Annotated in this window: 18 protein-coding genes; 9 read left to right on the forward strand and 9 right to left on the reverse strand. The window is 42.0% G+C overall.

The window, feature by feature from the left end:
* The first annotated feature begins 25 nt into the window (after window positions 1-25).
* Genes sbcD through NSQ17_RS05440 form a run of 3 tightly spaced genes read left to right on the forward strand, consistent with a single transcriptional unit; the run spans window position 26 to window position 4,910 of the window.
* A complete protein-coding gene (gene sbcD, locus NSQ17_RS05430) occupies window positions 26-1,201 on the forward strand; it encodes an exonuclease subunit SbcD (RefSeq protein WP_342467931.1) in 1,176 nt (391 codons plus the stop codon).
* Window positions 1,198-4,593: an exonuclease subunit SbcC gene (gene sbcC, locus NSQ17_RS05435; RefSeq protein ID WP_342467932.1), complete on the forward strand. Its 3,396-nt coding sequence runs from the start codon at window positions 1,198-1,200 to the stop codon at window positions 4,591-4,593. The genes sbcD and sbcC overlap by 4 nt, the downstream gene beginning before the upstream one ends.
* A gap of 17 nt (window positions 4,594-4,610) precedes the next feature.
* Complete coding sequence (locus tag NSQ17_RS05440) at window positions 4,611-4,910, forward strand: hypothetical protein (protein WP_017360217.1); 300 nt, start codon at window positions 4,611-4,613, stop codon at window positions 4,908-4,910.
* 47 nt (window positions 4,911-4,957) lie between these two features.
* On the opposite strand, the gene NSQ17_RS05445 is transcribed toward NSQ17_RS05440, so the two are convergent.
* The 8 genes from NSQ17_RS05445 to NSQ17_RS05480 all read right to left on the reverse strand — a co-directional run bounded on the left by NSQ17_RS05445 (window position 4,958) and on the right by NSQ17_RS05480 (window position 8,427).
* On the reverse strand, window positions 4,958-5,176 hold the full coding sequence (locus NSQ17_RS05445; RefSeq protein ID WP_003211468.1) for a spore germination protein: 219 nt from the start codon (window positions 5,174-5,176) through the stop codon (window positions 4,958-4,960).
* A 22-nt stretch (window positions 5,177-5,198) separates the two neighbouring features.
* Window positions 5,199-5,633: a spore germination protein GerPE gene (locus tag NSQ17_RS05450; RefSeq protein WP_008348609.1), complete on the reverse strand. Its 435-nt coding sequence runs from the start codon at window positions 5,631-5,633 to the stop codon at window positions 5,199-5,201.
* A complete protein-coding gene (locus NSQ17_RS05455; protein ID WP_003210893.1) occupies window positions 5,633-5,809 on the reverse strand; it encodes a germination protein GerPD in 177 nt (58 codons plus the stop codon). The genes NSQ17_RS05450 and NSQ17_RS05455 overlap by 1 nt, the downstream gene beginning before the upstream one ends.
* Window positions 5,806-6,420 carry a spore germination protein GerPC gene (locus NSQ17_RS05460; RefSeq protein ID WP_008348607.1) on the reverse strand — a complete coding sequence of 205 codons (615 nt, stop codon included), beginning with the start codon at window positions 6,418-6,420 and terminating at the stop codon, window positions 5,806-5,808. The genes NSQ17_RS05455 and NSQ17_RS05460 overlap by 4 nt, the downstream gene beginning before the upstream one ends.
* Window positions 6,421-6,451: 31 nt before the next feature.
* Entirely contained in the window at window positions 6,452-6,685 is a 234-nt protein-coding gene (locus NSQ17_RS05465; protein ID WP_035392485.1) for a spore germination protein GerPB, read from the reverse strand.
* A gap of 14 nt (window positions 6,686-6,699) precedes the next feature.
* Complete coding sequence (locus NSQ17_RS05470) at window positions 6,700-6,921, reverse strand: spore germination protein (protein WP_003211745.1); 222 nt, start codon at window positions 6,919-6,921, stop codon at window positions 6,700-6,702.
* A gap of 127 nt (window positions 6,922-7,048) precedes the next feature.
* Window positions 7,049-7,210, reverse strand: coding sequence for an aspartyl-phosphate phosphatase Spo0E family protein (locus NSQ17_RS05475; protein WP_008348605.1), 162 nt, complete (start codon window positions 7,208-7,210; stop codon window positions 7,049-7,051).
* A gap of 122 nt (window positions 7,211-7,332) precedes the next feature.
* Window positions 7,333-8,427 (reverse strand): CotH kinase family protein, encoded by a 1,095-nt coding sequence (locus tag NSQ17_RS05480; protein WP_342467933.1) that lies wholly within the window; start codon window positions 8,425-8,427, stop codon window positions 7,333-7,335.
* A gap of 891 nt (window positions 8,428-9,318) precedes the next feature.
* On the opposite strand from NSQ17_RS05480, the gene NSQ17_RS05485 reads away from it, so the two are divergent.
* A complete protein-coding gene (locus NSQ17_RS05485; RefSeq protein WP_138278372.1) occupies window positions 9,319-10,224 on the forward strand; it encodes a fumarylacetoacetate hydrolase family protein in 906 nt (301 codons plus the stop codon).
* Window positions 10,225-10,315: 91 nt separating this feature from the next.
* A complete protein-coding gene (locus NSQ17_RS05490; protein ID WP_007499115.1) occupies window positions 10,316-10,684 on the forward strand; it encodes a YisL family protein in 369 nt (122 codons plus the stop codon).
* A gap of 38 nt (window positions 10,685-10,722) precedes the next feature.
* Here the strand turns inward: NSQ17_RS05490 and NSQ17_RS05495 are convergent, their stop codons facing one another.
* Window positions 10,723-11,250 carry a DUF2777 family protein gene (locus NSQ17_RS05495; RefSeq protein WP_056705140.1) on the reverse strand — a complete coding sequence of 176 codons (528 nt, stop codon included), beginning with the start codon at window positions 11,248-11,250 and terminating at the stop codon, window positions 10,723-10,725.
* Window positions 11,251-11,406: 156 nt separating this feature from the next.
* On the opposite strand from NSQ17_RS05495, the gene asnB reads away from it, so the two are divergent.
* The 4 genes from asnB (at window position 11,407) to NSQ17_RS05515 (ending at window position 17,217) form a co-directional block, all read left to right on the forward strand.
* Entirely contained in the window at window positions 11,407-13,248 is a 1,842-nt protein-coding gene (gene asnB / locus NSQ17_RS05500; protein ID WP_024720029.1) for an asparagine synthase (glutamine-hydrolyzing), read from the forward strand.
* 147 nt (window positions 13,249-13,395) lie between these two features.
* On the forward strand, window positions 13,396-14,913 hold the full coding sequence (crtI, locus tag NSQ17_RS05505) for a phytoene desaturase family protein (RefSeq protein WP_342467934.1): 1,518 nt from the start codon (window positions 13,396-13,398) through the stop codon (window positions 14,911-14,913).
* Window positions 14,910-16,385: a phytoene desaturase family protein gene (gene crtI, locus NSQ17_RS05510; protein WP_024720031.1), complete on the forward strand. Its 1,476-nt coding sequence runs from the start codon at window positions 14,910-14,912 to the stop codon at window positions 16,383-16,385. Before crtI (NSQ17_RS05505) ends, crtI (NSQ17_RS05510) begins: the two co-directional genes overlap by 4 nt.
* Window positions 16,378-17,217, forward strand: a complete 840-nt coding sequence (locus NSQ17_RS05515; protein ID WP_024720032.1) for a phytoene/squalene synthase family protein — start codon at window positions 16,378-16,380, stop codon at window positions 17,215-17,217. The genes crtI (NSQ17_RS05510) and NSQ17_RS05515 overlap by 8 nt, the downstream gene beginning before the upstream one ends.
* Window positions 17,218-17,256: the final 39 nt, after the last annotated feature.

The following is a 17,256-nucleotide window of genomic DNA, read 5'->3' on the forward strand; positions in this document are numbered from 1 at the left end:
GTGGAATGAATGAGAGGTGAATCACATGAGGATTCTGCATACAGCGGATTGGCATCTAGGGAAAACCCTTGAAGGTCGAAGCCGGCTTGAGGAGCAAGCGGAGTTTTTAGATGAATTAAATCAAATCGTCAAGGATGAACACATTGATGTCATTGTGATGGCAGGCGATGCCTTTGATACAGTAAACCCTCCTGCTCGCGCAGAACAGCTTTTTTATGAAAGTTTGTCTGCATTATCTGATAAAGGAAAGCGTCAGGTGGTTGTGATCTCTGGCAACCATGATAACCCAGACCGTTTATCAGCCGCATCTCCTTTAACGAATGAGCAGGGGATTCATTTAATTGGATATCCGACAAATGATTTAATTCATGTCGATGTTTCTTCTGCAAGTGAACGTCTATCTATTGCAGCACTCGCTTACCCGTCTGAAGCAAGGCTAAACGAGGTGCTGGCTGAAACATTTGAAGAGAAACTGCTTCGTGATCAGTACAATTTAAAAATACAACAAATGTTTCAACATTTAAGCAGCCAATTTCAGGCGAATACGGTCAATATCGCAACAAGTCATATTTATGTGGCAGGTGGCAGTCAAACGGATTCGGAAAGGCCGATTGAAGTGGGAGGCGCATATACCGTTGCGGCCGAAAGTCTGCCTGAGGCGGCTTGTTATGTCGCATTGGGGCATTTGCATCGCCCCCAAACCATTAAACGTGCCAAGACGATTGCCCGCTATTCTGGATCTCCACTTGCATACAGCTTTTCTGAAGCAGGCTACGCCAAATCAGTCACCATTGTGGATGCAAAACCGAATGAAACAGCAAGCTGGAAAGAAGTGTTTTTATCAAGCGGTAAACCACTTATGAAGTGGAAGGCGACTGAAGGGCTGAGCCAAGTACACAATTGGCTGGATGAAAAGCGGGATCTTCAAGCCTGGATTGATTTAGAGATTCACTTAACAGATCAGCTGTCGATCGAACAAATTCATCAGCTTAGAAAACAGCATAGTGGATTTGTCCATATTAGACCAAAGTTTAAAGAGTTACAGCAAAAAGAAGAACAAAAACAAGTGGAAAAGCTCTCGATTGAAGAGCGGTTCGTGAAATTTTATGAGCGTCAGACAGGTGGAGGTCTACCTGATGAAAAAACCGTCAAGCTATTTTTAGAGCTTGCCAATGACATGCAAGAGGAGGAAGCGAATTGAAGCCGATCACGTTAACCATTAAAGGACTTCATAGCTTCAGAGAAGAGCAAACCATTGACTTTAGCTCCTTATGTGATGCAGGTGTGTTTGGTATTTTTGGACCGACTGGAAGCGGAAAATCGTCCATATTAGATGCCATGACACTCGCACTCTATGGCAAGGTCGAACGTGCACTCAATAATACGCATGGTATTTTGAACCAAGCTGAAGAAAAGCTGTCTGTCTCCTTTACGTTCGCTTTGCAAAGAGAACACCATATTTCTTATAAAGTGGAACGTGCCTTTAAACGTGCAGATGAAATGAAGGTTAGAACGACGTTATGCCGATTGATTGAAATTGGTGATACGCAGACAGTTCTTGCAGATAAAGCAAGTGAGGTCAATCGTAAAATAGAAGAATTACTTGGTTTAACCATTGACGATTTTACGAGAGCGGTTGTTTTACCCCAAGGAAAGTTTGCGGAATTCCTTTCATTGAAAGGAGCCGACAGACGCCAAATGCTTCAGCGTTTGTTTAATTTAGAGAAATATGGTGATCAGCTCGTCAAACGTTTACGCGCAAAGGCTCAAAATCACTACGGACAGAAAAACGAACTGCTGGCTGAATTGACTGGATTAGGAGAAGCTGGGCCAGAGGCATTAGCGAAAGCTAAAGAAGCAGCTGCGCAGGCGCAAGCTATTTTTCATGAGAAAAAACAAACGCGGGACGAAGCGTTCACTGCTTTTACAAAAGCGCAAGCCATCTGGCAGTATCAAAAGGAACAAGAAGCGTACGAGAAGGAACAACACAACCTCAATCTGCTGGCATCCACGATGGAAGAGAAAAAGAATCAACTTCACATTGCAGAGCAGGCAGAGACATTAAAGCCTTATGCGGATGCATTAACAAAGGCTGAAAAGCAGCTCTCTCAAGCATCAAAAGAGAAGCAGGAAGCAGAAAAACATTTACTTCATCAACGAACGATCTATGATCAAATGACGCAGGAGTATGAGCAAACGCGGCAAAAGAAAATGGAAAATGAGCCAGAGCTTCTTCAAAAGAAAGAGCAGCTTATTCAATTAAAAGAAATTGAACGAAAAAAAGAAACAGCTCTTCAGGAAAAGACCGTACTAGAGCAGCAAAACCATGAAAAAGCGCAGCAATTGACTCAAAAAAAAGCGGAAGCCGAAAACGTGCAATCTTTATTAGAGCGTGCGCTTGCGAAACAAACACAGTTGAAGCATGAGCTGGAACAATTACAAGTCTCTGTCAAAGAGCGGAAACTTGTACAAGACGCACTTCGTTTCAGTGAAAATGTTCAAAGAATGAATGTGAGCATTCAAAAGGAAGAACAAAAGATTGAGAAGCTAAGACAGCGTTCAGCACAGGCGACACAATCGTATGAAAAGCTTCAAAAACAGCAAAAAGATCATCATGAAAAAATAAATCAATCGTTTCAAGCGATAGAGCAATTGTATTTTTATGTATGTGAATTTGAACGAGGTCTTACAGAATGGAGTCATAAAGAGCAGGACAAAAAACAAGAAAAATTAAAACAGCGTGATGTTGTCAGATCGGCAGAATTAAGAAAAGAATTAGCGGCAGAGCTAGTAGACGGTGAACCATGTCCTGTTTGTGGATCGATTCATCATGATCCAAAGGCTGTGATAGACAATGACCATGAAGAAACGGTTGCCCAAATTGATGAATGGATTGTAAAAATGGATAAAGAGCTCAAGCTGGCAGAGGAATATGCTAGAGACATGTTTGCTGCAAAGCAGCTGCTTGAAACGCATGCCAATCAATTAGTTAAACAGTTCTCCTTTTTATCTCAAAAAGCCCCCGATTCGGAAGTAGCTGCAGCAGTAGAAGCAGTACAGAATCCGCAGTCTTTGCACCAGCTGATTCAAGAATGGAAAGGCGTAAAACAAGATATTCAAGCAATCGAAAGCAAACGAGCTCGTTTAATGGACGTCACTTATGATCAAGCGGCAGAAATGAGCAAAGTAAAAGACCAACTGACATTTGAGCAGCAGCGCATACAAGAACTAGACATGCTGATCAAGGAGCTTCGATCTGAGCTTTCCGAACAACTGACGCAATTTGAACAGACCTTTCCTCACCTGACAATCAACCAAGTGCAGGAAATGCAGCAACAAATTGACGAAAAGGATCAACAAGCGGAAGGTTATCAAGAGCGTATTGAGAAGAGTATTTCTTTTCTAGAGGAAAAACAGCAGGCAAAAGAGCATCTGCAAACAGCTATATACGATCTAGAGAAGGAACTCGATAAGCTGGCGCATCAGCTGGGAAGCCAGCAACACCTGATCGATCAATATGAAACAGATTTACAGCGATATCCTTTAAAAGCGGCTTCTCTTTCTGATGAACTGTACGAAGTTCAACAATCTCTTGTTCATCTAAATGAAAAAGAACAGCAATCGTACGAGCAATTTAAGCATGCACAGCAATTATTTAGTGAGGCACAAAGCCATTTCTCAAGCAGTGAACGTCAGCTCCAAGAGGCGAAGCGGCGAAAACAAGAAGCTGAGAAAGCGTGGCAAAAAGAAACAGCATCTACTCCTTTTGCTCATCCTCAGGAGATAGCACCTGCTTTAATGGATCGATCTGTACGTCTTACAGTCAAACAGGAAATTGAGGAATTTGAGGATAAAAGAAAGCAATGTGCAGCAAACTTAAAGCGAATTTCTGAACTGTTAAAAGGTGAGTCGCTGGATGAAGACGAGTGGACAGACATTCAACTAAAAAAAGAAGCGGCAGAAAAAGCGCTTGAAGAAGCGACAGCGCTGAGTGGATCTGCACAGGAGCATCTGCGAGTGATTGAAGCAAACCATCAGCGCTTTGCAAGCATTCATGAACGCCTTGAAGAACTGCAGCAAGAAATTGACCGGCTGGATAAGCTTCAAACGGTGTTTAAAGGGAATACATTTGTTGAGTTCCTAGCAGAAGAACAGCTAGAAAGTGTCAGTCGTGATGCTTCTCATCGTCTTGGGATTTTGACAAGACAAAGGTATGCCATTGAAGTCGATTCAGAGGGCGGTTTTGTGATGCGGGATGATGCCAATGGAGGTGTCAGACGTCCGGTATCCAGCTTGTCTGGGGGAGAAACTTTCCTGACGTCTTTAGCACTTGCCCTTGCTCTGTCTGCACAAATTCAGCTGAGAGGTGAGTTCCCGCTGCAATTCTTCTTCTTAGATGAAGGATTTGGTACACTCGATCAAGACTTGTTAGATACGGTGATTACAGCATTAGAGAAGCTACAATCTCAAAATTTGGCTGTTGGTGTGATCAGCCATGTGGAAGAATTAAAGATGAGACTGCCAAAGAAACTGATTGTCCACCCAGCAGATCCAAGCGGGAAAGGAACAACAGTCTCGATGGAATTAATGTAAAGTGAGGTGATCTCAGGATGGCAAAGCAAACGATTGGATTATGTGAGCTGTGCGGAAGACAAGAGGTCGTCCTTACAGAACATCACTTAACGCCAAGAGAAGAAGGAGGGGCCTTTCTACCGACTGCCTTCCTGTGTATCCCTTGCCATAAACAGGTACATGCTCTTTATACAAACCAGGAGCTTGCCGCACGTTTGAATACGCTGGATGCCCTAAGACAAGATGAAAAGCTTGTTCCGTACATCAAATGGATTCGAAAGCAGCCGGCAAGCAAGCTGGTCAAAACAAAGAAATCAAGACAACGCAGAAAGAAATAAGCATAAAAAAGCGCTCCTCTAAATGAAATGAGTGTAGAGGAGCCGCTTTATGCATTGCCTACCATATTCTGATCATTTAAGTCAGGATCCACATAGTTGGTGGCGCTAATGCCATTATTTAAAATCAAGAAATCTCCGGTATTCCCCGCTCCAGAGCCTAAAGCAGATTTTGAAGAACTTTTAGGCGAAAGATAAAATGAGTCACCGACGTTTACGACGCCCCCAGAAATCGAGTTAATGTAAATGGGTCCGACAATTGCTGGCATAATCGACATCCTTTATTCGAAGTCATATCACCATCATATGCGCAGGTAGGTCCAATTGTGAGTTTGGCGGATGTTCGTCGTTGTTGCTAAATAACTCTCGAATATGCTTCACTCGCGCAACGGCATTTATTCCGCACGTAGAGCCAATTTGATAGATAGAGGAGGAAGAGACCCCTTCTACATGAATGGACGACACTTTAATGAGAGGCTTTTCATGATAAAAGGCCGTTCTAACCGCTCGTTCTGGCAGCATCAATGGGATCGGCTCATAATACACTTCAAATTCTTTTGCATCTAGGTTTTCAGCTTCATTTCCATAAAATAAACTAATCGTTCGCTGGACAGCTAGCACCTTCACGTTCGGACAGAGCTCTTGTGTATCACCAATTTGAACAACACTTGCAATCCCGACAGAATTCACCTTCGAGAACTTCACTTGAGATGTGCGCTTGATCATTATCGAGGGGCTAGAGGAACAAACGGGCCAATAATTAATGATTCTGGCGGTGTATCGAAAATCGATGACAGTTGTACATGGTCCGTGTCCCCGATAATAAATAGGGAAGAGGACGATACCCCAACTACTTTAATGCTTCCAGTTTCGATGTTGCGGTTGACGACTGTGAAATTCATCCGTTTTCCTCTCCTTTCGTTTCATTTGGAATATGGGCTAAAAAGTGCTCGATTGCCCGTTTGACATCATGTTTCACGTATTCAGCAATTTGCTCGGAACGTTGAAGCGGGGTCATATCTTCCCTTTGTGGCAGCTGCCCCGCATAATATTTGATTCTGCTGTCTATTTGTTTTCGAATGTCCTCAATGATATGGTGTTTGTTGCTTTCATCAAGCGAGCCTTCGTATCGCTGCTCTAGTTCTTCAAGAAGCTGCGGTGCTTCTTCATTTAAGAATGCATCGACAAGCTGGCGTGTTTGATTGAAAAATTGATCAGCCATTTCTTGCTGCATCATTCCAATTCCCGGGGTTGTTGTTTGGCCCACTTCAAAATTTTGAACACTATTTGGATCAGATGGATTGAGGCCGATATTTAATGTGCCTTCCAGCCGCTCGATTTTCAGTTGATCAAATTGATAATCAATCCGTTCAATCGTTGTTGTCGGTTTATCTTTGATCATTTGCATTTCCTGCTGAAGCTCGTTAAGCCTTTTTTCAAGCATCATGATTTGCTGTGTTTGCTTTTGAATGATGCCATACATTTGTGAAGCGCTGTTTTGATAGTCATACATATGCATACACCTCCGGGGATTGCAGATGAACTTATGTTGTTGGTGACTGAAGCGGTACAAAAGGTGCCGTGCTTGCGCCTTGAGACTCTTCAATTCCTTGTGTGCCTGCTGCGGCAGGTGCTGACTCTACATAGCTTCCAGTGTTATACAGATTGGAGAGTGCCTTGATTGATCCAGCACTGCCGATTTGCAGAACGGATGAGTTACTCACAGACTCCACACGTAAGTAATTAATTTGTATCGCTTGATTAATATAGAAGTTCAATGGATTCTCACTCCTTACAAGTTACCAACAAGCGGTTGATCAATGACATCACTATCATACGTATTTGTCACACTTTTATAGTTGCTAATGCGTAATTGATCACCAGTGTTAAAACTGCCTGCGCCGGCAAACGTTTTAACCTGACTATTTGGAGAAATGGTGATGCAGTCTCCAACATGAACGACTCCGCTCGTTCCGACGGCATTTACTTTAAAGGCTCCAACAATAGCCGGCATAGCGGTGCACATCCTTTAGAAAAATAGGGCACTTCGTTTTTGGGCGTTTCACCATAGCTTATGATGGGTCTTTTAATATGTGATTGTCTTTTTGAAGAACTTTGATGAGAGGAATGAAGTGTATGGTTTACCCTTTATTCGAGCATTCTTTAGAGGTGGTTTTGATGCCTTTATTTAAGAGTGTGTCAAGCTCTTGACTGCACCTGATGGTTTCTTCGGCATTCATTCCGAATTTTTTTGCGGTCTCAATCAAATGTAATCTTTTTTGTTCAATTTCATAATTGATCATAACGGACGCCAACTCTCACATTTTTTATCAAATAGAAGGATATGGTTAGTATACCCTATTTTTCTATAAAAAAAGCTCTTTCGTCAATATGAGAACTAAAGTGACAAAATTCGAAAGTGTGTTTACAGGCGCGATGTCTCTTTTTTAATCTCAGTTTGTAAATAACGTCGTCTTTTGTTGATATACTGTCGGATTAATTCTCGCTCTGAACGCAGCATGTCTTGTCGGTTTTTCGTATATGGATCATCTCCAATTCGCTGCTCAATCGAAGCATGCCATGTCTCAATGATGGGGAGAAGCCGTTTTTCTAAAAAATGTGTATCTAGTACGTGCTGGAAAAGGGCATAATAGTCTCTTTTAAATGCAGGGATGTCTAGTAATCTAGCGGTTAATGTATTGAAACCGCTGACTGGAATATAATCAAACGCCATTTCTTCTCCGTGAATATCACGACCCCAAGTCGCATCATAATCCCAAGGCATTACTTGAAACCTTCCTTGATCATTCACATAAAGCGCATAGTTATGAACAAAGCCATCAAAATTTTGGGTACACACGACACCAATGAGCCAGCGGAAATATTGTGTTACATCAAGGTACTGCTCAATCTTATTTGCAAACGTGTCGTCCCTTGCGGTGTTCAAAAAGTAAATAAATTCACTCAGCTGCTTGTCGTGTTCAGGAGTTCCCGTTTTTTTCTCATAACCGAGAAGAAGATGTTTTTTTGGCTTTTTATCAAATGAACTTAAAAGAGAGAAATTGGCGTCATCATCTACAGCATAATAAATGCCGCCTCCATGCAGCTGTCGTTTTTGGAGGAACAGCTCATCTACAGATTCTATTTTTAAATAAATGCCTTCTTTTCTTCCATTAATGGTCAGAAACACATGAGAAGCGGATGGGCTGAATACACCCATCTGTTCAAAGAAATAAAAAGACAGCCTGTTGCGAATGAAAGAAGGATCATTGTACTCTGCATTTAAGTGAAAAAGGGATTCACCCTGTCTTTGCTTTGGTTTTCGAAATTCAATTTGATAGGATTTTTTCTTGAGCTTTCGGATGTGTGATCCTCGGTATGAGGCATAAATATGTGACTTCGTTTGGCCGGTTTTCAGAATGGCCTCGACGGGTTCATCGTTCCATACGTCCTTTTTTAATTCCATGAGATCTTTTGGATGAATCCAGATATCCAGTTGTTTTAAAGGTTCTGTGTCCATGCGTTCATCACCCTCCTATATCTCTTCCACTATATGAAAATGAAGGAATGTCCTGTACCTGCTGGTAGGTATTCATGGAGTTTTCTAAGAAAGAGGCATTCGCCAAGAACACTTGTCTACCGAGTCTCGTAACATAAAGCAGAGAAGATAAACAGCTTTGTCTGTTTGTTTTGTCAGAGCACAGTTTGGGAGGGGAATTGTTCGTGAGCACATTTGATCATTCGCATATTGAACATGCAGTTGATTCACTTCGAAGTGAGGGGCGTGATCAACACTTAGATCGTGAACCAGAATCGGGACATTCGCACAAATCATCTCGTTCTCGTCATTCAAATCGCCGTCACTGGTTCTTTGGTGGAGGAGGCTGCCGTAAGTCACATCGCAGCAAAAAAAGCCATAAAAGCTATCGCTCTAAAAAAAGCTATCGCTCTAAAAAAAGTCGCTGCTCAAAGAAAAGTGTAAAGAGCGAGAAACCATGCAAAAGCAAAAAGTCGTATAGAAGCAAGAAATCATGCAAAAGCAAAAAGTCATACCGCAGTAAAAAGAGTAAACCCAAAAAATCATGCCGCAGCAAACACAGATCACATCATAAGAAAAGCTGCCGCAAATCACACCGCAGCTATCGATCTAAACGTTCTCATCACCACAAACGGAGTCACTCTTGCCGAAGATGCGGAAAGAAAAAACATCATTCCCGCCATCAAGGAAATGTTGATCGTAAATGGGATCAAGGGAATATGTGGGAGTATCGACGCTACCGCTAAATGTCAGGTCTTCATTTTTGAAACCCTTTTTAAAAGAGAGTATGATAAAAAAGGGTTTTTTTTATTTCGTAGAGAAATAAAAATGAGACATCATAATGTAGTGAAATGAAGATTGTGAGGGGAAGACATGAAGTTTTTTACAGGTGAGATACATAACAGATTGTTTATCGGGGTCGTCATTGATGATGAATGGGTGATGGACGTCAAAAAGGCAGAAGCAAAACTATTTGAGCTAGAAACATTGCCAAACTCTTTATTTGAATGCATCAACATGGGGGACAAGTTTGTCGAACACGTCAAACAGCTTCTTGATTGGGCGGAGAAAAAAGAAGAAGACCGTGGCTCTTATGTCTATCCGCTTTCGGACGTGACACTCCATGCACCGATTCCAAAACCAACGAAAAACATCATGTGTGTTGGGAAAAACTATCAAGATCACGTCATGGAAATGGGAAGTGCGGCAGATATTCCTAAAGACGTGATGATCTTTACAAAGGCGCCTACCTCTGTTGTAGGGCATGAAGCGGACATTCTTCTCCATGAAGATGTGACAAGTGAATTGGATTACGAAGGGGAGCTTGCCATTGTCATTGGCAAAACAGGAAAGAATATTGCTCCTGAAGAGGTCCACGACTACATTTTCGGTTACACCATTTTAAATGATATAACGGCAAGAGATTTGCAGAAAAAACACAAACAATTTTTCATCGGAAAAAGCTTAGATACAACTTGTCCAATGGGACCTTATATCGTTCACAAGTCAGTGATCAAGGATCATGGAGCACTCCATGTGGAAACAAAGGTAAACGGAGAGGTTCGTCAGTCTGCCAGTACGGAATTAATGATCTTCCCAATTGAAGACATTGTGTCAACTCTTTCAAAAGGGATGACGCTGGAAGCGGGAGACATCATTGCAACAGGTACACCTTCTGGAGTCGGCAAAGGTTTTGAACCGCCAAAATTTTTAGCCTCAGGCGATCAGGTTGAAGTAACAATTGAACCAATTGGGACGTTATCAAATCGCGTCAAATAAAGGCGTGTTGACACAGGATTGTCGCTTTGTGTTCGACTTATTTCGTGGTACGATGAGAAGGTAATTGTTCTGATAAAGGGGGAAATCACAAATGGGAACACATTTACATATTACAGCGTGGGTGCTAGGTATTATTTTATTTTTCGTTGCCTTTGCATTAGCAGGTAAAAACGATAAAGGCGCTAAAATTGTGCATATGATCGTACGACTGTTCTACTTGATTATTATTGCAACAGGCGTAGAGCTGTATGTTCGCACAGGAATGAAAATCCCGGGTTACGGGGGCGAGTATGTTGGAAAAATGATACTTGGTATTCTTGTGATTGGTTTCATGGAAATGGTCCTTGTACGCAAGAAAAAAGGAAAATCGGTGACGGGTGTATTCATTGGTTTTATCGTGGTTGCTATTGTGACCATTCTTCTCGGCTTACGTCTGCCGATCGGTTTCCATATCTTTTAAGATAAAAAGGGCATTGCTTATCAAAAGCAGTGCCCTTTTTATGTGAGATCAAACTGAGACATCAGCCGATGACCGTCAGACGTCGTCCATTCCAATTGAACTTGATTTGTACCCGAATGATGGTGGCATTGAAGGGCAAGTGATTGCATGTCTCCTGAAAACTGAAAAAAAGACACGCGATGAGAAGGATGGAAGGAAGAGAAGATACAATCATAGACGGAAAAGCCAAGCTGTTCTACATAGTCAATGATCTGATAAAAGACGCTTTCCGGTACGAACATGAGCAAATCAAGCCACCCTTTAGAAAGAGACGCTGTATATTGAATGCGTTCACCGCCTTTTACCTCCATCAACTTCCCATTCTCACAAAGAACGACAGACCCGAGCAATTCTCCTTTTGTCCATCGATCCTTTTCTTTCAAACAGATCATAGAACTTTGAAGGCTTTCAGGCAGCATGATGTCTCCTTCTTCGTCTTCAATCAGACAATGACCGTTTTCCATCAGTAAGTACCCGTTACACCATTTTGGGTGGTTTTGCTGAAGATATGTCATTCGGTTCTCCATGAGCAAAAGCTCCTTTCCTCTTTCTTTTCTTACCAAATGAAGCTTGTCCTATACACAGGGGGAAAAAAGGACAAATCAACTATCAAGGAGCCGATGCATAAACTAAGAAAGGCTAAATGAGAACACTTGATGAAAAACGGATGGGAGCTGATGATGATGTGTGGAATAACAGGCTGGGCAGACTTTAAAAAGCAGCTCATCCAACAGGATCATGTAATCAATCAAATGACAGATACATTATCTAAACGAGGGCCGGATGATACAAATACGTGGAAAAGTGAGCACGTTCTTTTCGGCCATAAACGGTTAGCCGTTGTCGATGTTGAAGGCGGAAAGCAGCCGATGACATATACCCATCAACACCATGATTATACGGTGGTATACAATGGAGAACTCTATAACACGGAGGATATACGAAAAGAATTATTCAAAAGGGGGCACCGCTTTCTTGGGCATTCTGATACAGAGGTTCTTCTTCACGCCTATACAGAATGGAAGGAAGAGTGTGTGACCCATTTTAATGGAATTTTTGCATTTGTCATTTGGGATAGTGAGCGTGAATTATTATTTGCAGCGAGAGACCGGCTCGGTGTCAAGCCATTTTTCTATACAGAACGTCATCATTCCTTTTTGTTTGGCTCAGAAATCAAAGCACTTCTGGCTCATCCTGAAATGAAAGCCAAAGTGGATCATGAAGGGTTATCAGAAATCTTTGGTTTAGGGCCGTCTAGAACACCAGGGCAAGGCGTATTTAAAGGGGTGAAAGAGCTGAGACCTGCTCATGCCTTAACCTTCTCAAAAGATGGTTTGCGTGTGTGGAGGTACTGGAATGTCAAAAGCAAGCAGCATACAGATTCGCTTGATGACACCGCTCAGCACGTGAAGGAACTCTTTACGGATGCTGTTACAAGACAACTCGTCTCTGATGTGCCTGTATGTACGTTTTTATCGGGCGGTGTGGATTCTAGTGCCATTACGGCCATTGCCGCCAAGCACTTTGAGAAAATAGGGAAAGCCCCGCTGCATACGTATTCTGTTGATTACGACGGAAATGATCAATTCTTTGAAGCAAGTCAATTTCAGCCGAATGCTGACGGCCCGTGGATTGATCGAATGACCAAAGCGTTTCAAACGAATCATCACAGCTGTATCATTGGGCAAAAAGAGCTGGCTTCTTATTTGAAAGAAGCGGTTGAAGTGCGAGATTTGCCGGGGATGGCAGATATTGATTCATCCTTACTATGGTTCTGTCGAGAAATTAAAAAGGATTTTGTTGTCGGTTTATCAGGTGAATGTGCAGATGAAATTTTTGGAGGTTACCCATGGTTTCACATGGCAAGCGAAACCAATGGATTTCCGTGGATGAGATCAACGGAAGCACGCATTCAGCTTCTTCAAGACTCATGGCAAAAGAAATTATCACTGAAGGAATATGCGCAAAGCAAATATGAAGAAACCGTGGCAGAAACCCCTCTTTTAGATGGGGAAACTGGAGTAGATAAAGCCCGAAGAGAACTTTTTTACTTAAATATGATTTGGTTTATGACAACACTGCTGGATCGAAAAGATCGTATGAGCATGGGGGCGAGCCTTGAGGTACGTGTACCATTCGCAGATCATCGTCTTGTTGAGTATGTATGGAATATTCCTTGGGAAATGAAAATGTATGGAAATCGGGAAAAAGGGGTTTTGAGAAAAGCATTAGAGGGAATTTTACCGAATGAAGTGCTTTATCGCAAGAAGAGCCCTTATCCGAAAACACATCATCCTGCTTATACTCAGGCGGTAAAAGAGATGTTAACAGATTGTCTCGCGCAAAAGGATTCTGTGCTTCATGAATTTTTAGATCCACATCAATTAAAACAGCTGATTGAAACAGAAGGGGCTTCTTTCCAGGTTCCTTGGTATGGTCAGTTAATGAAAGGCCCACAGCTCATTGCCCATTTGGCACAGATTCATCATTGGTTTGAAACATATCGAATTGATATAGAAGCATAACAAAGGGTCGGCTTTCTTGCACTTGTTGAAAGGAAGTCGGCTTTTTTGATACATAACATGAGACTTTTAGAGCACATCAAAAGTTGATCTAACCGCTTCAATTTGTATAATTAACTTAAAGTGAATTAATTTGGAGGAAAAAGGATAATGAAAATCATTGTGATCGGAGCAGGACCAGGGGGACTTGCAGCAGCTATGATGTTGCAAAGCAAAGGACATGATGTTCATATATATGAAAAACAGTCCTTTGTTGGCGGACGTAACTCTAAGTTTCAACTTGGTGATTTCACGTTTGATACAGGTCCTACTTTTCTCAGTATGATTCATATTGCAGAGGAACTATTCACCTTTGCCGGTAAAAATCTCTATGATTATATAGATGTGATTGAATTAAAAGAAATGTATAGATTAATCTTTCAAGATGAGAAGCTTGATATGATTCGAGATCGAGACGAAATGTACAAACGTCTAGAAGCCTTTGCACCTGGTGAGGGCGAGGGGTATGTACGTTTTATGAATGATACAAAACGAAAAATGGACCGCCTAACGCCGATTCTACAAAGTAAAATGGATCGTTTCCATCATTATTTGCGTCCAAAAGTCATCAAAGCACTTCCTCAGCTCTCATTAAATAAAAGCTTATATGATGTGCTGTCGTATTATTTCTCAAATGAATCGGTGAAATATGCCTTTACATTCCAATCAAAATATTTAGGGATGTCACCTTGGGAATGCCCAGGAGCGTTCTCAATTCTTTCCTTTATGGAGCATGACACAGGCGTTTATCATCCGAAAGGCGGAGTGAATCAGCTGTCAGAAGCGATGGCAAAGGCAGCTGTTGAATCTGGGGCTACCCTTCATCTATCAACTGGAGTTGACAAGTTGCTGACGAAAGGCAGGAAAGTGAAGGGCATTCGCTTAGAAACTGGTGAAGAAATACAGGCAGATGAGGTGGTCGTAAATGGTGATTTTGCACACGTGATGACAAAGCTTGTAGAGCCGGGTCTTTTAAAGAAATATAGCGAGAAGAAACTGAAAAAGAAAAAATTCTCATGTTCCACCTTTATGCTGTACCTAGGTTTAGATACGATATATGATGAGCCGCATCATACCATCGTTTTTTCCGATGACTATGCGAAGTTAGTCAAAGAAATTACGAAAACCTTTGAGCTGCCGGATGATCCGTCCATTTATATTCAAAATGCAAGTGTGACAGATGATTCGCTTGCGCCAAAAGGCAAGTCCGCTCTTTATGTGTTAGCACCCGTTGCCAATAATCAAAGCGGTATTGACTGGGAAGCGCATCAAGAAGAATTTAGAAAGCTTGTGCTGGATACGCTGGAGCGGAAAACAGGCTTTAAGAATATCAGGCAGCATATTGAAGTCGAGCGGATGATCACACCGAAGCACTGGGAAGAAGAGCTGTATGTATATGAAGGAGCTACATTTAATCTTGGTCATCAGTTGACGCAGATGATGGTACTCAGGCCGCATAATGAATTTGATGAGTTGAAACACTGCTGGCTCGTTGGTGGAGGAACCCACCCAGGCAGCGGATTGCCAACCATTTTAGAATCAGCGCGTATTACGACAAATGCGATTCTGTCAAAAGAGAAACATACGCACAAAAGAGTGCCACATCAAGAAAAGGGGAGCGCCTCATGAAAAAACATATATTGATTGCTGGCGGCGGTATTGGCGGAATGATCTCAGCTCTCTATTTAAAAAAAGCTGGACATGATGTCACCCTTGTTGAAAAAAATGAACGGCTCGGCGGGAGACTTGCTTTTGTACGTGAGAAAGGATATAAAGTAGATGAAGGTCCGACCATTGTCCTACTTCCTGATATGTTAAAAGGCATTTTACATGACGTAGGCATTGATGAAACATCTCTTGATCTCTTGCAGCTCGATCCGCTGTATACGATCCACTATCAAGATGGAACCTCCTATACGAAATACTCTGATACACTGCGACAACTAGAAGAAATCAAACGTGTATTTCCAAAGGAAGAACAGGGATATTTAACATTTATGCAAGAAATGACGGATCGGTTTCAAGAAGGGCAGGAAGCTTTTCTAGAAAAATCATTTCATGAAAAACGAACCTTTTTTACAAAAGCGAACATGAAGATTTTAATGAAATTAAAAGCATATCGAACCGTTCAAAGTTCTCTCAAAAAATATTTTTCAGATGAGCGCCTCCGAGATGCATATGCACTTCAAACCCTCTATGTCGGAGGAAATCCGTATGAAGCATCTGCCATTTATTCGCTTGTTTCATATAGTGAGCACGCACACGGAATTTACTATTTAAAAGGCGGTTATGCGAGTTTAGTAGATATATTGGAGAGACAGCTCTTAAAGACGGGTGTACACATAAGAAAAAGTGAAGAAGTCGCACAATTTGAGTTTGAGGGGAAACGTGTGGTCAAGGCAAAAATAAATGATGAGCACATAGCAGCTGATGCATTTGTGATGAACGGAGATTATCCAGCGGCGTTAAAACAGCTTGGTTTAGGTGAACAAGACCGGCGTAAATACGTTCCATCCTCCGGCTGCGTGATGGTGTATCTAGGGTTAAACAAAGTATACGATGAAGCACCTGTTCATCAATTTTTCATGGGAGAACACTTTGATCAGCATATGAGAGAGGTGTTCCAAACGAAAACGATACCTCAAGATCCATCATTTTATACATTTAATCCATCGACCATCGATCCATCCCTTGCCCCAGAAGGCAGCAGTGTCCTATATATGCTCATTCCTGTTCCATCAGGAGATCACATCAATTGGGAACAAGAGACAGACTTTGTGGATAAAATGGTGGAGCGTCTTGAGAAAAGAGGCTTTCCACAGCTGCGAGAGGCGGTTGTCTGGCAAAAGGTGAGAACACCGAATGATTCAATGCGAGAAGGATTGTTTGAAGGCGGCAGCTTTGGACTCGCTCCTAATTTGTTTCAATCAGGTGTGTTTCGCCCGCAAGTAAAGGTTGCAGATGTAGACAATCTATATGCGGTAGGTGCTTCCATCCATCCCGGCGGCGGGGTACCGATCGTGATGCAAAGTGCAAAGCTCATGGCTTCTGTACTGCTTAAAGAGCTGAACAACAGAAAGGAAGTGAAGCTAAGTGGTTGATGTGCAAACAGCATTGAAAATATGTGAAGAGACCATTCAAACCCATTCAAAAACGTTTTATCGTGCCTTTTCCATGCTGCCTAAAAAGAAAAGACAGGCTGTTTGGGCCGTATATTCTTTTTGTAGGAGAGCGGATGACATTGTAGATGAGTCTCCTTCACCAAAGGAAGAACTGGCGTCTTTTCAGGAGGCATTTGAACGTTTCTTGCAAGGAGAAGTAGATCGTGATGATCCAATGTGGGTGGCGCTGGAGTATACATTTCAACAGTTTCGTATGGATGAATCCCCATTCCGTGACCTGCTGCGAGGACAGGAGATGGATTTAGAGCAACATCGATATGAAACGTTAGATGAACTGCTCATCTATTCCTATCATGTCGCAAGTACAGTTGGATTAATGCTGCTTCCGATCATTGCACCGCGTAAAAAAGAACAGCTAAAAGAAGCTGCGATTTCCCTTGGGATTGGCATGCAGTTGACCAATATTCTTCGAGACATTGGTGAGGATAAGGCGGAAAGGAACCGCATTTATTTGCCAAAACAAGTCATGGATCAATTTGGGTATACAGAGCAAGAATTACAAGAAGGGATCGTCAATCAAGCCTTCCAGCATGTATGGGAATATATTGCTTTTGAGGCAGAGGCGTACTATGAGGAATTTTTTGACCATCTCCATGAATTCCCACTTTATTCAAGGATACCAGTGAAAGCAGCTGCTCACTTTTATAAGGCTATTTTAGATAAAACTAGAGAAAACGAATACCGCGTCTTTACGAAGCGGTCATATATTTCAACACAAGAAAAAGCACTTATTTTAGAAGATATTACGTAATGAGAAGAAGACAAAGGGGTAAAATAGAGTTCGTTCGTT

Source organism: Bacillus sp. FSL W8-0629 (assembly GCF_038593225.1).
Lineage (GTDB): Bacteria > Bacillota > Bacilli > Bacillales > Bacillaceae > Bacillus > Bacillus altitudinis.

What these genes read in the sequence shown, in the direction of transcription:
- sbcD (WP_342467931.1), top strand. Translation starts at nt 26, where the DNA reads ATGAGGATTCTGCATACAGCGGATTGGCATCTAGGGAAAACCCTTGAA.
- NSQ17_RS05440 (WP_017360217.1), top strand. Translation starts at nt 4,611, where the DNA reads ATGGCAAAGCAAACGATTGGATTATGTGAGCTGTGCGGAAGACAAGAG.
- NSQ17_RS05445 (WP_003211468.1), bottom strand. Translation starts at nt 5,176, where the DNA reads ATGCCAGCAATTGTCGGACCCATTTACATTAACTCGATTTCTGGGGGC.
- NSQ17_RS05450 (WP_008348609.1), bottom strand. Translation starts at nt 5,633, where the DNA reads ATGATCAAGCGCACATCTCAAGTGAAGTTCTCGAAGGTGAATTCTGTC.
- NSQ17_RS05455 (WP_003210893.1), bottom strand. Translation starts at nt 5,809, where the DNA reads ATGAATTTCACAGTCGTCAACCGCAACATCGAAACTGGAAGCATTAAA.
- NSQ17_RS05460 (WP_008348607.1), bottom strand. Translation starts at nt 6,420, where the DNA reads ATGTATGACTATCAAAACAGCGCTTCACAAATGTATGGCATCATTCAA.
- NSQ17_RS05470 (WP_003211745.1), bottom strand. Translation starts at nt 6,921, where the DNA reads ATGCCGGCTATTGTTGGAGCCTTTAAAGTAAATGCCGTCGGAACGAGC.
- NSQ17_RS05475 (WP_008348605.1), bottom strand. Translation starts at nt 7,210, where the DNA reads ATGATCAATTATGAAATTGAACAAAAAAGATTACATTTGATTGAGACC.
- NSQ17_RS05480 (WP_342467933.1), bottom strand. Translation starts at nt 8,427, where the DNA reads ATGGACACAGAACCTTTAAAACAACTGGATATCTGGATTCATCCAAAA.
- NSQ17_RS05485 (WP_138278372.1), top strand. Translation starts at nt 9,319, where the DNA reads ATGAAGTTTTTTACAGGTGAGATACATAACAGATTGTTTATCGGGGTC.
- NSQ17_RS05490 (WP_007499115.1), top strand. Translation starts at nt 10,316, where the DNA reads ATGGGAACACATTTACATATTACAGCGTGGGTGCTAGGTATTATTTTA.
- NSQ17_RS05495 (WP_056705140.1), bottom strand. Translation starts at nt 11,250, where the DNA reads ATGGAGAACCGAATGACATATCTTCAGCAAAACCACCCAAAATGGTGT.
- asnB (WP_024720029.1), top strand. Translation starts at nt 11,407, where the DNA reads ATGTGTGGAATAACAGGCTGGGCAGACTTTAAAAAGCAGCTCATCCAA.
- crtI (WP_342467934.1), top strand. Translation starts at nt 13,396, where the DNA reads ATGAAAATCATTGTGATCGGAGCAGGACCAGGGGGACTTGCAGCAGCT.
- crtI (WP_024720031.1), top strand. Translation starts at nt 14,910, where the DNA reads ATGAAAAAACATATATTGATTGCTGGCGGCGGTATTGGCGGAATGATC.